Genomic DNA, 13,282 nt, shown 5'->3' with positions numbered 1-13,282 from the left:
ATGCCCGTCGCCAACTGGAGATCCGGAAGGCCGGTCGATCCGAAACGGCTCGCCGCCTTCGAAACGTCGCGAGGAATTATCTTCCCTCCGGCCTACAAGGCCATCGTGGCCCTGCACGACGGAGCGTGTCCCGAACCCGACAACGTGGCGTTCCGCGACGACCGATTCTCGACGGGCTACGATGTCATAGGCATCGGCCAGCTCTACCCGTTCGGCGAGAATGAAGACGGCGGATGGACGATCGACGAGGCCAACGATCAGTATCGGGCCGTCTTCCCAGGTCTCGTCTTCATATCGGAATGCGCCAACGGCTGGTCCTTCGCCCTCGACTACGCGCCTGGAAAGGATGAACCGCCCGTCGTTCTCGTGCGCTTCGGCATCCACGATCAAGGATCGGTGGTCGAAGTGGCTCAGTCGTTCGAGAAGCTCCTCGCCGGCGTTCTCGAAGACGACTGCCGCCCCGCCACCATGCCGAACCTCGTTTGAAGGTGGTCAAGTCCTGAAGCCGCGCCCCGAGATCATGGCCTCTTCGACGTGCCGATACCGCGCGAGCTGCTCCCGAAGACCACGCACCTCGGCCCTCAGGGCCGCGTTGTGCTGCTCAAGTTGCAGGATTCGCCGGTCGCGGCGGTCGGCCTTCGGCTTCGCCTCCGGCTCGTCGGATGCCTGATCGGACGGTAGCGCCGTTCCCAGCCGGCCGAGGGCCTCCTCGAGCAGCACCTTCGCCGCCTGGTTCTTGTAGAGGGTCTGCCGGTCGAACCCGCAGGCGATCGCGATGGCCGAGAGGTTCGGCCTGCCGTTGCGCTCCGGGATCGGCTCGCCGGCGACCTGCAGCCCGTCGAGGTAGGCGCGCAGGGCGGCAACGTTCCGCTCTCCGATCTCGCGTCCGGATTCACCTGTCATCGCTTCTTTGGTCGGGACGGCACGTGCTGCGGCAGGGACAGCCCCTTCTTCGCACGCAGTCCGAGATCCGTCTGCCCCCGGTCGACTTCGTCCCAAGGCTCGTTCAGATCGTCGACCGTGATGTTCCTGGCGTGGGCGTTCTTCTGCCACGTTCGGAACTGACGGAGGAGCTTCTCGTTCTCGGCCTTCAGCTGGGCGATCTGGGCCAACAGCCTCGCCCGGGTGCGCACCTCGTCCGCACGGGCGGGATTCTTCGGCGTTCGGTCCCGGCCGGCTGCGAGCTCGCCGCTCCGCTTCCCGAAGGCGGCGGCGATCTCCGGGCAGCGGGAGAGACCGCTCCTGCTCCACGTCCACCGGTGCAGGGCCGCGCCCTTCGCGACGAGATTCTCCCAGGTCAGGGGAAGCTGCGGGTCGTGCGGCCAAACGGCGATCTCGGCGGCGAACCAATGACGGATTTCGGACGTCAGCTGACGGCGCTTCTTCGGACGTACCTTCGAGGTCTCGGGAGAGACCGCCTTGCGACGCATGTGAGGAGTGCTCCCGGCATAGGGGATCAACCTCGGCCATTCCTTATTTCGAAAGGGTGCACGTGGGCGCAACCGTTCCTTCGCCGCCTGCGTCTGCATGGCGTCGTTCCTTCGAAACAGGGCTTCGGGATGGGTGGATCGCGCCCGCTACGGGCGCATCATGTTTCGGTCGTCGTCATGGCCGCCTCCTTCGATGGCGCCGGCAATTTCCGGAAAGAGCGCGAGATGGCCGCGCTCGAACGGTTCGGGAGCGACCTCGGCCGCGATGCCGGCCGCCGCCGCGGCTTGTGCCGCGAGCCGTACCGCTCCGGATCGGCCCGCGAAGTAGCGGACCTCGACCAAGGCGAGGATCGCGAACGCCCTGGGATCGAGTGCCGGGATCGGCGCCGGAGTGCCGTCGACGCCCGCGGCGACCATCGGCAGGCCGGCAGGCACCTCGAAAGCCCATCGCATGGCCTCGATTTCCTCATCGGCGGCTCGGGCGCGACACAGCGAGCGGGTCCACTCGTCCGCCGTGTCGCTGGAAAGCAGACGAAAGAGCACGCCGCGGCCAAGCGCCATGCGATCGCCGTCGACCTCGACGGGCCCGAAGATCTTGCGGGACGCGATCGCTTCGAAAAGCTGCCGGTCCCGGACGAAGAGCTCGGTCGGCAACAGGTCGAAATCCGCATCGCCTTCCTCGGCGATCGGCATCCGGACCCGGGACCTGACCTCGTAGGCCGACAGGGCCGCAGCGCCGCCGATCCTAAAGTGTTCGGCTCCGAAGCCCTCGCCGCGCAGCTCGCGGAGGAAGCGCGCCGTAACGGCATGAACGCGACCGATCCGAAGAGCCTTGAGGACGCGTGCGTGCGTATCCAGACGGGCTTGTATTCTATCGAGCTCCGCCCTCGCCTGCTCGCGGCCGGTGTCGAACTCGGACTTCCGGCGCTCGGTTTCCTTCGAGCGCGGGCCGAGCGAGCGGGTGCGTTGGCGATTGCCCTCGTAGCGGAGGTTGACCGTGTGGGTCAGGTACTCCTGGCCGGAATTCGTCTTCCAACCCAGGCTACCGGCGTATCGGGAGGCCTCGGACGAGGCCGCCTCGAAGGCGGCCCAGAGCCGCTCGAGTTTCTCGAGGGTCTCTTCCTCGTCCACGTCGAACGGATCCAAGCCGCTCATGACCTCACCACATCAAATCCGTGGTCAGGTTATTTATGGTAAAACCGATTCGCAAGGGCCTTCGTGATCGAGGACGCGATCAAGCCGTCTTCAGCGGCACGCGCTCGGCAACGCGCGACGCCGGACCGTCCGCCGTGCCCATGAAGACCGGCATCGGCTCGATCCTCTTCAGACGAGCGTACCTGCCGTTTACGTCGCGCAGGACACGCAGATATGCAGGGTCCTGAAGCGCATCGTAGTCCGGCACGTCCTGTCCGGACCTGTCATTTCGGTCGATGTCGCGCATCGTGGCCGGCCTTCCAGGCTTCGAAAAGCGCCAACGAGTCACGATCCCTCAGATTGAAGGATCCGAACCAGTCGGTACCTGCTTGTAGCATGAGTGCCTTGAACAGCGGAACATCGACCGCAGATCCATCGCGCGCGATGCCGGGAACGAGCTGCCGCAGTTCCATCAGTCGGCGGATCGCGCGGGCATCGGTGTCCTCCAACGTCAGCATCGCGTGCCGGTATGCGTCTTCCTCGATATGGCCAGCCATCCGTGCCAGGGCCAATCTGCGCCGCGCCGGCGGCACGATCCGATCAGTCCATGCCGTTCTCTCGGGAAGAAATCCGAGCGGCAGCCATGCATAGCGTCCGATGTCCTGCGCCTCGATCTCGATGCGGTCCAGCTCGATGCGTCGGGCGAGCTCTACGAGGTTGGACATCAGCTGGGTTCCGATGCCCTTCTCCTGCCAGTCCGGCCAAACCCTCGTCTCGCCATCACCTACGCGACCCGATGCGATCTCGAAACGCTTGTGCTTGAAGAAGATCGTGGTCTTGTCGGCCGCCACCCCCGTCATGTCGAACTCGAAAGACTCGGCGATGGGATCGATATGACGGAACCAGCCGCTCGTCCGACCGGGAGTACCGGCGGTCAGCGATGCTACGAAATCTTCCGGGAAGATGCCCGACGTCGCATAGAATCGGCGGTTCCACCATGCCGCGACCTCTTCGGTCGGTTCCGGATGGAAGTAGCAGGCATCTGTATCCCGGAACTTCGAGGGCCATCCGAGCGGGGAAGTTGCGGCAGGCATAACCTCAGCCTGATGCGGGAAGGCGCAAATCGCAATCGGCCGGCCGACCTCAGACCAGCTGCGCATCCTCCAGCAGACCGCGGCGCTCCGGCTCGGGCTCCATCTGCACCACGTCGCCATCCTCGATGTCGGGGTCGTCGTGGATGGCCAGCATTCGCCTGTAGCCGCCGACCATGCGGCGGTGATGCTCGACGTAGTTGCTGGCCCCGTAGGTCTCCTTCCCGATCTCGACGAGCGCGCGGGCCAGCGTGGTCTCCTCCTCCGCCAGGAGCAGCTCGATGCGGGCTCGGTGGACGGGATCGCCCTTGACGACTGCGCAGTCGCGGCAGTCGGCGCACGCGCCGTGGTGTGGGCATGGGGCCGTACCCCAATCGTGCGTGCACATCCCGATATCCGTCGTGTGCACCGTCGCCAGCTGGACGAGCGAGAAGGCCTTCCGATCCACCGGGGCCATGCGTCGGTAGGTATCCGCGACGTGTCCGTGCATCCTACCCGTCTCCAGGAGTGCCCTGGCCTTATCCGCGAGCTGGCTTGCCGACTCGTGGTCGTAGACATCGTTGGACCGGATATCGGACCGGCCCGACCACGTGGCGCGCTCCACCTCGCCGAGGCCGCCCTCGGCCGCGATCGTGTTGAGGAAGTGCCGGATCTGGTGGGTCAGAAGCGCGTAGGGCCTTCCATCGGAATCCCGAAGATCGAAGCGTTCGAAGATCGACAGGCAATTGCCGCGGCTCTTCAGAAAGTCCCGCACGTGATGGTCCTGGACGATGTCGATCACGGAGGGACAGATGCCGCGTTGTGCATTCAGGAAGTTCCGCTGGATGAGCAGCAGATACTCGGATCGCTTCAGGGCCGCTTTGCCCTGGATCGCCTTGTGCCGTCCTAGAAGCGCCCGTTCGACGTCTCCCACGCGGTAGCGCCAGATGTGCGCCGTCGAGCAGGACGATAGCGGAATGTGGTTGGTCCTCGCGTAGGCTCCCACGCCCGTCGCCGCGTTCAGCTGGAGCGCTCGAACTAATTCTTCGCCCGTCAGGATGCGATCGGGCGACGCCAGCTTGAAGGGGTCGGCCAGCCAAGCTCGGCCCGGATGCCTCTCCATCCATTCGGCGGTCCTACGGGCTTCGGCCGTCAGTTCCCGGATCTGCCCGATGGCGCGACGAGCGACGTCCACCATCGCCGTCGGGATCCATTTCACGTCACCCACGAACCCCTTCGATCCGAGGTAGCGGATGCCGTATCGCAGGATCTGCCTGCCTTCCGCGTCGAGCAGGGGGCGCCCATTTCTCGTCGCGGGCTCGAAGACCTCGCAATCGACCGGCAGTCTCAGGATGTCGTTGATCCGCCAGGCCGCGCAGGACAGAAGCTCGACGATCCGCATCCGGAGAACATCGGGAGGCGCCGACACCAGCTGAGACGCGCGGGCCAAGGCTGCGAGGGCAGCCTCGTCGGGCATGCGCGGATCCTCTTCTCCCGCACCCGGACGCCGTTCGGACGGTCTCGGCGTGGTGTTCCGGTAATCGATGCGGTGAGGTGTGATGCCGGCATCTGTCAGGATCTTGCCGAGCTTCTGCAGGATGCGGCCTACGTTGTAGGGCGAACGCGACATCATCCTGCCGGTCTTCGCCAGTTGCTCCGCTCGTCTGAACGTCGACGTGGAGAAGAGGCAGGGATCATGGGCGATGTCGGCCGAAACCGCGTGGAGAAGGCGTGCAACCGCGATCGTGTCGTTGTGGGTGGCGATGTGGCTCTGTTTTCTGGCCTGGTCGAGGCGGACGACGCTCTTGATGAAATCGGCGAATTTCTTCGCCATCGCCGGCGCGGCCGGATCGTCCGTGGTCGACTTCACCGTGAAGGAGAGCTTGCCCTCGGGAGGCCCGTTGGGGTGATTCGTGTTCGACGCGACCCGCCAGATGTGATCGTCGAACACGATCTCGCCGAACGCGGACGAAAGCCGTCCGTGCTCCACGAAGCTCTCGTAGTTCTGCCTCGGCGTGGCCCCGAGGGTCGCGGTCACGCTGCTACGGATGCGCGAGACGCGCCGACTTCGTCCGGGACGCGACATCAGGCTTCTCCCGCGGACGTGGCCCGCTCGAGTTTCGCATTCTCGCAACGGTGGATCACGTCCGCCACGGCGAGAATGGTATTGTCCGTCATCGTGATGAGGCGCCCGTCCAGGCCGCGCGCACGCCGCTCCTCGCGCTGCCTGAGAAGCTCGTCGAGAACCCGGACGTGCGGCCCGTCGAGCCATGGCTGGAAACGTGCGCAGGTGTAGCAGGCTCGGGGAGCGGCGAGGCCGCAGAAGGAGAAGCTTCCGCACGTGCCGAGACCGTCCGCAGTCGATGGATCCGAACCGAAGATCCGGCTGGCACGCGTACCACCGCGGACCGCCTCACCTTCCGAGCCGACCAGAGTGCCCAGGAAGGCCTGGGCCATCGGCGCGAGTTCCATGGCCATGGCGGCATCGAGCTTCTCCACGAGCTCGCCGCGGAGGTTGAGATAGGCGCGGATCGTCTGGAGATCCTTGTGGTCGAGCAGCTCGCCGACGACCTGCGGCGAGGCACCCTCGCGCAGGAGACGGGTGGCGAAGGTGTAGCGGAAGCGTCGCGGGCTCGCCTTCAGGGTCTGTCCGGTTCGGGGAGAGCGGACGTCGAGCGACCGCACCGTCCTCGCGACGAGCAGACTGATCTCCTGCGGCGTGCGATGCATCGCCCAGGCCTGCTGAGGGCGACCGGCGAGATGCGGGTTCGGCTCCCGCCGTGGGAAGAGGGCAGCGGCGTAGCCGTCCTTCTCCCATTCCGATCCGGTCCGCGCCGCATCGTTGGCGGCGATCAGCTCCTCGACCATCCGGGCGAAGCGCTCGTCGAGCTTGCGGACCTTGAACTGCGTCCTGCCGGAAGCGTCCTTGCCTTTGATCCTCGGGACGGAAATCTCGGGATGCCGACCATCGACGCGTCGGAAGTCCTCGTCGCGCATCATGGCCAGCATGCGCGGGTTCGGACCCAGTAGGACGCAGAGCCAAACGGCGACGAGGCCGGCGATCGGAACCGTGCCCTTCTCGTATGCCGCGGCGAGCGCCTGCAGCAGGGCAGTCGTCTCGGCGTCGTCCAGCGGGCCGCCCTGGGGATCGAGGGTCAGGACGGCGACGCCCTTCGGCTCCCCTCCGATCGAGATCGATTCGAGGATGCTGGCGCTGGTCCGGTTGACGCCCGATCCATCGCGTCTCGCGCAGAAGCCGAACCACCTCTGCACATGGCTGAGCTCGCCCCGGCTGAACCCGGCCTGGTCGCGCGCTTCATAGAAGAGCGTCTGGTTGAGCTCCGGCTGGTTCCAGGCGATGAGCGGTGCCGACCAGGCCTGGAACGATCGCAGCTTCTTCACACGCTTCAGAGCGTTGAAGTGGTTCACGACGTTGCTCGCCGAAGACGTCTGGATCCTCTCGACGAAGAAGTCGGCAGTGGCTTCGACGAGGCCGCGGTGGGTGAATCCGAGCGAAGCCCAGTCGAGAGCGTATTCCGGATGAACGAAGTCGTTGAGCTGCCAGACCGGGCCGTCCAGGACGACCCTCTTGCCGTAGTAGTCGCCCTCGATAGCCTCGCGGGGTGCGGGCACGAGGATCGGAACGTGGCGTTTCGGAGGTCCGAGAAGCGGTGCGTTCACGAGCGTGCGGCTCCCAGGGCACTGAGGTTCTGGAGCTTCGACAGGAGTTCGTGGGCTTTCGTCCGGACGAACCGCCTCCTGTAGTTTTCGCCCTGCTCCGAGGTCGGCGACCATCCGTTCAGGAAGTTGCGCATGCGTGCCTCGATGGCCGGGCGAAGCACGTCCTCGGGCAGGGTGTCGATCAATTCCGAGAAGCGGTCGTTGAAGGTGTGGCGCAGCTTGTGCGCAGTGAGCCAGGGCGGGATGCCCTCGACCTTGCGTAGCGCGACGAAGATCCTCTCGACGGTGTTGGAGGCGATGGGCCTGCCGCGCTCCGAAAGGAAGACGTAAGGGCAAGGCCCCGCGTTCGGGTAGACCGAGACGTTGCTGCGGTGGTCCGTCAGCCACGTACCGAGGACGTCGGCGAGAGCGGCGGAGATCGGAAGAAGCCGAGCCTTGGTCTTGGTGGCCGGTGGGCGGCTGCGCGGGTCCTTGGGATCGTTGTGGCGCCGGTGGATCTCGATGGAAGGCGCGTCGCCGTACAGGTGCAGGTCCTCGCGCTTCAAGCCGAGAGTCTCCCCGTTGCGGGCCCCCATCTCGTAGATGGACAGGATCAGCGCGAAGTTTCGGAACTGGTGGCGCTTTTCGAACGGGTTGGTCGGACTACCCGGAACGATCGCCTCCAGAAGCGACGCCCGCTGGGACTCGTCGAGACCCATCGTCTCGGTCTCGTTGTCGTTGCCGATCCCGGAGAGCAGGGTCTCCTCGAACCGTTCGAGCCCGTCGCCGGCCATCCGGTACAGCATGGCCGGAGCGTCGGGCGCCTCCGGGCGCATCAGCCGCTGCATCGCTTCCCCGGCGCGCCAGCGGACGTAGTCGCGCACCCCGCGGCAGCGCGCGTCCCAGTAGCCGTTTCCGACCGCTCGTCGGCTCCCCTTCCTTTCGGAGGCGACGTTGAGCTTCAGAAGGGCCTGCAGACTCTTGGTATCCGCGTAGTCCAGGTACTCGAAGCTCGCGATCCTGGCCTCGATGTCGATGTCCCTGCCCTCTGCCCAGTTGAAGGCGGCAACGATGGCCGACATCGTCCGCTTCTGGGTCGCATAGCTACGGCCGGCGTTCCGCAGCTCGTAGGCGTGGAAGAGGTTGGGCCACCAAACGGGCATCCCGTTCCGGTCGACCACGGTGACGGTCCGCTCGCCGGGCAGCATCGTATGGGTCTTGAGGCGCCAGGGCCGGGGTTCTGGATGGGGGCTTGTCATCGGTGCGGTCCGGTCTTCGCGCCCAAGACTGGAGCGAGCCGGTTAACGAAGACAAGACCACGCGATAGTGGACGCGAACCATCGGAGAACAGTCTTCAAGTTATTGATTTGATTGAAATACCACCACGGAGTGGACGACGTGCCTCTTCCGTTCCTTTGTCGGGAAACCCAATCCGCCGAGGGCGCAGCTTCGACATCGTAGGAATGAAAAGATCAACTCCTGCAATGCTTTGGCTGAGACAGTGGACGATGCGCACGGCGACTGGATTTCGTCGACCGCAATGCATCCGCTCCGGTCGGGCCGAGGCCGTGAGGCCGTCTAGGCATCCGGCGTCGAAAGGAAGCCTAAGCGTCCATAGAAAAAACAATGATATTCGATACTTAGATAAGATAGTGGACGTTTTACCGAGACTGGGGTTTTCCTGACGAAAATAGTGGACGACCTAAGAAAAAGGGTCAGCTCTAAAGCACTGACCCTTTTGAGAAATCCCGATGGAGTGGACAAAAATTCTTGACGGGGGTTCAGAACGGAATGTCGTCGTCGAGATCGTAGCTCGGGCGACCACCGCCAGATCCACCGCCGCCACCCGAAGCCGGCTTGCGGTCGCCGCCGCCGGAGGAGCGGCCTCCGCCGTAATCGCCGCCACCGCCGCTGCTCCGGCCGCCGCCGCCACCCCCATAATCGCCGCCGCGGCTGATCTGGCCGCCGCCGTCGTCGTCGCTGCCGGCGAAGTCGCCGCCGCCACCGGCGCGACCGTCGAGGAGGGTCATCTCACCGCGGAAGCGCTGCAGCACCACCTCGGTGGTGTACTTCTCGACGCCGGACTGGTCGGTCCATTTGCGGGTCTGGAGCTGGCCCTCGATGTACACCTTCGAGCCCTTGCGCAGGTACTGCTCGGCCACGCGGGCGAGGTTCTCGTTGTAGATCACGACCGAGTGCCACTCGGTCTTCTCCTTGCGCTCGCCGCTCGCCTTGTCTTTCCAGGATTCCGAGGTGGCGAGCCGGAGGTTCACCACCGGATCGCCCGAGGCCAGCCGGCGCGTTTCGGGATCGCGCCCGAGATTGCCCACCAGGATCACCTTGTTGACGCTGCCCGCCATGCCTCTCTCCTACCGTTCGATCTCACGAGGGCCGTTCGCCCGGCCGGACTCATGGCGGGCGGAACGCGCCGCGGCAACCCGGCCGGGGAGTTTGTACCCGTCAACCACAGCCGGCGTTTGTTCTATATTTGTTCGATATTCGCCGCAAGCGGAGCGTCGGATCTATCCACCGTCGGCGATGGTCTTCGCAGAGCGATCCTGTTAGCTGTCGAACCGTGCCCGGATACCGTGCGCGCGGGTTGCGCCGGGTCCGCGAAATGACTAATTAACCACTTGAAATCACACGGTCTTCTCTAAGCTCCGCGAGCGTCTTCCAAGGGCGCGACATCGAACGGCCGAGGCCCCTGCCCCGCCACCCCGAACGCGGACATCTCGATAGACGGACACAAGAGCTTGGCAGACAACGACAAGTCCGGCGCGGGCGATCCTCCGACGCCGCCGGCCAACGACATCAAGCCGGTCTCGATCACCGACGAGATGCGCCGCTCCTATCTCGATTACGCCATGAGCGTGATCGTGAGCCGGGCCCTGCCCGATGCGCGCGACGGCCTCAAGCCGGTGCACCGGCGCATCCTCTACTCGGCCTACGAGAGCGGCTTCCTCCCCGAGCGGCGCTACGTGAAGTCGGCCCGCATCGTCGGCGACGTGATCGGTCAGTACCATCCGCACGGCGACCAATCGATCTACGACGCCTTGGTCCGCATGGCCCAAGAGTTCTCGATGCGCCTGATGCTCATCGACGGGCAGGGCAATTTCGGGTCGGTCGACGGCGATCCGCCGGCGGCGATGCGCTACACCGAATCGCGGCTGGCGAAGCCCGCCATGTCGCTGCTCGCGGACATCGACAAGAACACCGTCAATTTCCAGGCGAACTACGACGACACCCGCGAGGAGCCGACGGTTCTTCCGGCGCGCTTCCCGAACCTCCTCGTCAACGGCGCCGGCGGCATCGCGGTCGGCATGGCGACGAACATCCCGCCGCACAATCTCGGCGAGCTGATCGACGCCTGCTTCGCCCTGATGGACGATCCGGGCATGACGATCGAGGCGCTGACCGAGATCGTGCCCGGCCCCGACTTCCCCACCGGCGGCTCGATCCTCGGCCGCGCCGGCACGCGGCAGGCCTACGCCACGGGCCGCGGCTCGATCATCATGCGGGCGAAGTCGCAGATCGAGGAGCTGCGCAAGGAGCGCGAGGCGCTGATCTTCACCGAGATCCCGTATCAGGTGAACAAGGCGACGCTGATCGAGAAGATCGCCGAGCTGGTGAAGGAGAAGCGGATCGAGGGCATCTCGGATCTGCGCGACGAATCCGACCGCGACGGCATGCGGATCGTCGTCGAGATCAAGCGCGACGCGATGGCCGAGGTGGTGCTGAACCAGCTCTACCGGTTCACGCCGCTGCAGAGCTCGTTCGGCGCCAACATGGTCGCGCTCAACGGCGGCCGCCCCGAGCTGATGAACCTGAAGGACCTGCTCACGGCCTTCATCGACTTCCGCGAGGAGGTCGTTTCCAGGCGGACGAAGTTCCTTCTGAACAAGGCGCGCGAGCGTGCCCACGTCCTGTGCGGTCTCGCCATCGCGGTCGCCAACATCGACGAGGTCATCCGCCTCATCCGGACCTCGCCGGATCCGAACACCGCCCGGGAGGCCCTGATGGGCCGCGATTGGCCGGCCTTCGACATCGCGCCGCTGATCGCGCTCGTGGACGATCCGCGCCACCGCGTGAAGGAGGACGGCAGCTACCGGCTCTCCGAGGTGCAGGCCCGCGCCATCCTCGATCTGCGCCTGCAGCGCCTCACGGCTCTGGGCCGCGACGAGATCGGCGACGAGCTGAAGAAGCTCGCGGAAGAAATCGCCGACTACCTCGACATCCTGCGCTCCCGCGCCCGCATCCAGGCGATCGTCAAGACGGAGCTGGCAGAGGTCAAGGAAGCCTTCGCCACCCCGCGCAAGACCGTCATCCTCGACTACGATTCGAACGTCGACGACGAGGACCTGATCCAGCGCGAGGACATGGTCGTCACCGTGTCCCATGCCGGCTACGTCAAGCGCGTGCCGCTCTCGACCTATCGGGCCCAGCGCCGCGGCGGCAAGGGCCGCACCGGCATGTCGACCCGCGACGAGGATTTCGTCACCCGGCTGTTCGTGGCCAACACCCACACCCCGGTGCTGTTCTTCTCCGACCAGGGCCAGGCCTACAAGGAGAAGGTCTGGCGCCTGCCGGTTGCCGCGCCGAACGCCAAGGGCAAGGCCCTCGTCAACATCCTGCAGCTGCAGAAGGAAGGCGAGCGCATCACCACGATCATGCCGCTGCCGGAGGACGAGACCACCTGGGACGATTACGACGTGATGTTTGCGACAGCCTCGGGCGGCGTCCGGCGCAACAAGCTCTCCGACTTCACGACCGTGAATCGCAACGGCAAGATCGCCATGAAGCTCGATGAGGGCGACCACATCGTCCATGTCGAGATCTGCAAGGCCGAGCAGAACGTGCTGCTCACGACGGCCAAGGGTCAATGCATCCGCTTCCCTGTCGAGGACGTGCGCGTCTTCAAGGGCCGCGACTCGACCGGTGTCAGGGGCATCACGCTCGGGGCCGGGGATGCGGTGATCTCCATGGCGATCCTCAACGATTTCCCGGCATCGCCAGAGGAGCGCGGCGGCTATCTCAAGATGCGGCGCGCCGTGATCGGCGAGCCGGGAGAGCCCGAAGCCGGAGATGCTGAGGACGAGGTGGCTGATGCCGCCATCTCGGCCGAGCGCTACACGGAGATGAGCGCAGCGGAGCAGTACGTGCTGACGATTTCCGAACGCGGCTTCGGCAAGCGCACCTCGTCCTACGACTACAGAATATCCGGACGCGGCGGTAAGGGCCTGAAAGCGGTCGATCAAAAAGCGCCGATCGGCGATCTGGTCGCCTCGTTCCCGGCCGAGGAATCGGACCAGATCATGCTGGTTACGAATGCGGGTCAGCTCATTCGCGTGCCTGTCGACGGCATCCGTATCGTGAGCCGCGCATCGAAGGGCGTGAAGGTGTTCAACACCGACAAGGCCGAACGCGTCGTCTCCGTCGAGCACATCGAGGGGGAGGATGGCATGGAGGTGGACGTCGCAGACGAAGGCGGTAGCGAGCCGGCTTGAGCGCCGTCGGGCAGTGGCGGCGGCGGTGGGTCCGAGAATTATCGAGATCGCTTCCGATTGATCCGATCGGGACGTTCAGTTTCTCCCCTCCCCCAAGGGAGGAGAGAGCGCCTGCATCGCCCGATGCGGATCGATTGGAACCCGAATGATCGGGCCGACCATTACGTTGCCGCCGCATTCCGCTTGCGTGTCGCCGCCGCCTTCTTCGCCGAAGCCGAGCGTTCTTCCGCCGTCCGAGAGGACGATGCCGCGCCGCCCTTGCGGCCGCCCTTGTGCGCAGCGGGGTGGTCGGTCGACTTGCCCCGGCCCGAACCGCCCGGATGCTTGCCGCCGCCGTCGTCCTTATTGACCGTGGCCCAGGCGCGAGCCTTGGCTTCGTCTTCGGGCACGCCGCGGTTCTCGTAGGATTCGGTGATCGCCTCGGCCTTGCGGACCTGCTTGTCGGTGTATTTCGACTTGTCGCCGCGCGGCATGGCTTCCTCCG

Annotated in this window: 13 protein-coding genes; 3 read left to right on the top strand and 10 right to left on the bottom strand. The window is 65.4% G+C overall.

Going from position 1 to position 13,282, the window contains the following annotated elements:
* Positions 1-486, top strand: a complete 486-nt coding sequence (locus MHA02_RS07515) for an SMI1/KNR4 family protein (protein ID WP_147078027.1) — start codon at positions 1-3, stop codon at positions 484-486.
* A 6-nt stretch (positions 487-492) separates the two neighbouring features.
* On the opposite strand, the gene MHA02_RS07510 is transcribed toward MHA02_RS07515, so the two are convergent.
* The 3 genes from MHA02_RS07510 to MHA02_RS22640 all read right to left on the bottom strand — a co-directional run bounded on the left by MHA02_RS07510 (position 493) and on the right by MHA02_RS22640 (position 2,174).
* Entirely contained in the window at positions 493-903 is a 411-nt protein-coding gene (locus MHA02_RS07510; RefSeq protein ID WP_147078026.1) for a VPA1267 family protein, read from the bottom strand.
* Positions 900-1,430 (bottom strand): hypothetical protein, encoded by a 531-nt coding sequence (locus MHA02_RS07505; RefSeq protein ID WP_147078025.1) that lies wholly within the window; start codon positions 1,428-1,430, stop codon positions 900-902. Before MHA02_RS07505 ends, MHA02_RS07510 begins: the two co-directional genes overlap by 4 nt.
* A 147-nt stretch (positions 1,431-1,577) precedes the next feature.
* On the bottom strand, positions 1,578-2,174 hold the full coding sequence (locus MHA02_RS22640) for a GSU2403 family nucleotidyltransferase fold protein (protein WP_238180381.1): 597 nt from the start codon (positions 2,172-2,174) through the stop codon (positions 1,578-1,580).
* Between the two features lie 6 nt (positions 2,175-2,180).
* Between MHA02_RS22640 and MHA02_RS22635 the strand changes: the two genes are divergently transcribed.
* The gene (locus MHA02_RS22635; protein WP_238180382.1) at positions 2,181-2,627 is read left to right on the top strand and encodes a hypothetical protein; all 447 of its coding nucleotides are present in this window, start codon (positions 2,181-2,183) and stop codon (positions 2,625-2,627) included.
* Between the two features lie 37 nt (positions 2,628-2,664).
* Here MHA02_RS22635 and MHA02_RS07495 read toward each other — a convergent pair whose 3' ends face one another.
* The 6 genes from MHA02_RS07495 to ssb all read right to left on the bottom strand — a co-directional run bounded on the left by MHA02_RS07495 (position 2,665) and on the right by ssb (position 9,654).
* Positions 2,665-2,871 carry a hypothetical protein gene (locus MHA02_RS07495; protein ID WP_147078023.1) on the bottom strand — a complete coding sequence of 69 codons (207 nt, stop codon included), beginning with the start codon at positions 2,869-2,871 and terminating at the stop codon, positions 2,665-2,667.
* Positions 2,849-3,724: a GNAT family N-acetyltransferase gene (locus MHA02_RS07490; RefSeq protein ID WP_170249105.1), complete on the bottom strand. Its 876-nt coding sequence runs from the start codon at positions 3,722-3,724 to the stop codon at positions 2,849-2,851. Before MHA02_RS07490 ends, MHA02_RS07495 begins: the two co-directional genes overlap by 23 nt.
* A complete protein-coding gene (locus MHA02_RS07485) occupies positions 3,708-5,720 on the bottom strand; it encodes a hypothetical protein (RefSeq protein ID WP_147078021.1) in 2,013 nt (670 codons plus the stop codon). The genes MHA02_RS07490 and MHA02_RS07485 overlap by 17 nt, the downstream gene beginning before the upstream one ends.
* Complete coding sequence (locus MHA02_RS22630) at positions 5,720-7,315, bottom strand: tyrosine-type recombinase/integrase (protein WP_238180378.1); 1,596 nt, start codon at positions 7,313-7,315, stop codon at positions 5,720-5,722. The genes MHA02_RS07485 and MHA02_RS22630 overlap by 1 nt, the downstream gene beginning before the upstream one ends.
* Entirely contained in the window at positions 7,312-8,553 is a 1,242-nt protein-coding gene (locus MHA02_RS07470) for a tyrosine-type recombinase/integrase (RefSeq protein WP_147078020.1), read from the bottom strand. The genes MHA02_RS22630 and MHA02_RS07470 overlap by 4 nt, the downstream gene beginning before the upstream one ends.
* A gap of 522 nt (positions 8,554-9,075) precedes the next feature.
* Positions 9,076-9,654 (bottom strand): single-stranded DNA-binding protein, encoded by a 579-nt coding sequence (ssb, locus tag MHA02_RS07465; RefSeq protein ID WP_147078019.1) that lies wholly within the window; start codon positions 9,652-9,654, stop codon positions 9,076-9,078.
* A 393-nt stretch (positions 9,655-10,047) separates the two neighbouring features.
* Here ssb and gyrA point away from each other — a divergent pair, with 393 nt between their 5' ends.
* On the top strand, positions 10,048-12,798 hold the full coding sequence (gyrA, locus tag MHA02_RS07460; protein WP_147078018.1) for a DNA gyrase subunit A: 2,751 nt from the start codon (positions 10,048-10,050) through the stop codon (positions 12,796-12,798).
* Positions 12,799-12,959: 161 nt separating this feature from the next.
* Here the strand turns inward: gyrA and MHA02_RS07455 are convergent, their stop codons facing one another.
* Positions 12,960-13,271 (bottom strand): plasmid stabilization protein, encoded by a 312-nt coding sequence (locus tag MHA02_RS07455; RefSeq protein ID WP_147078017.1) that lies wholly within the window; start codon positions 13,269-13,271, stop codon positions 12,960-12,962.
* Between the last annotated feature and the right edge of the window lie 11 nt (positions 13,272-13,282).

Origin of the sequence: Methylobacterium haplocladii (assembly GCF_007992175.1) — a bacterium.
GTDB classification, from domain to species: domain Bacteria; phylum Pseudomonadota; class Alphaproteobacteria; order Rhizobiales; family Beijerinckiaceae; genus Methylobacterium; species Methylobacterium haplocladii.
This window is presented reverse-complemented; position numbering and strand designations above follow the sequence as displayed.

What these genes read in the sequence shown, in the direction of transcription:
- MHA02_RS07515 (WP_147078027.1), top strand. Translation starts at nt 1, where the DNA reads ATGCCCGTCGCCAACTGGAGATCCGGAAGGCCGGTCGATCCGAAACGG.
- MHA02_RS07510 (WP_147078026.1), bottom strand. Translation starts at nt 903, where the DNA reads ATGACAGGTGAATCCGGACGCGAGATCGGAGAGCGGAACGTTGCCGCC.
- MHA02_RS07505 (WP_147078025.1), bottom strand. Translation starts at nt 1,430, where the DNA reads ATGCGTCGCAAGGCGGTCTCTCCCGAGACCTCGAAGGTACGTCCGAAG.
- MHA02_RS07495 (WP_147078023.1), bottom strand. Translation starts at nt 2,871, where the DNA reads ATGCGCGACATCGACCGAAATGACAGGTCCGGACAGGACGTGCCGGAC.
- MHA02_RS07490 (WP_170249105.1), bottom strand. Translation starts at nt 3,724, where the DNA reads ATGCGCAGCTGGTCTGAGGTCGGCCGGCCGATTGCGATTTGCGCCTTC.
- MHA02_RS07485 (WP_147078021.1), bottom strand. Translation starts at nt 5,720, where the DNA reads ATGTCGCGTCCCGGACGAAGTCGGCGCGTCTCGCGCATCCGTAGCAGC.
- MHA02_RS07470 (WP_147078020.1), bottom strand. Translation starts at nt 8,553, where the DNA reads ATGACAAGCCCCCATCCAGAACCCCGGCCCTGGCGCCTCAAGACCCAT.
- ssb (WP_147078019.1), bottom strand. Translation starts at nt 9,654, where the DNA reads ATGGCGGGCAGCGTCAACAAGGTGATCCTGGTGGGCAATCTCGGGCGC.
- MHA02_RS07455 (WP_147078017.1), bottom strand. Translation starts at nt 13,271, where the DNA reads ATGCCGCGCGGCGACAAGTCGAAATACACCGACAAGCAGGTCCGCAAG.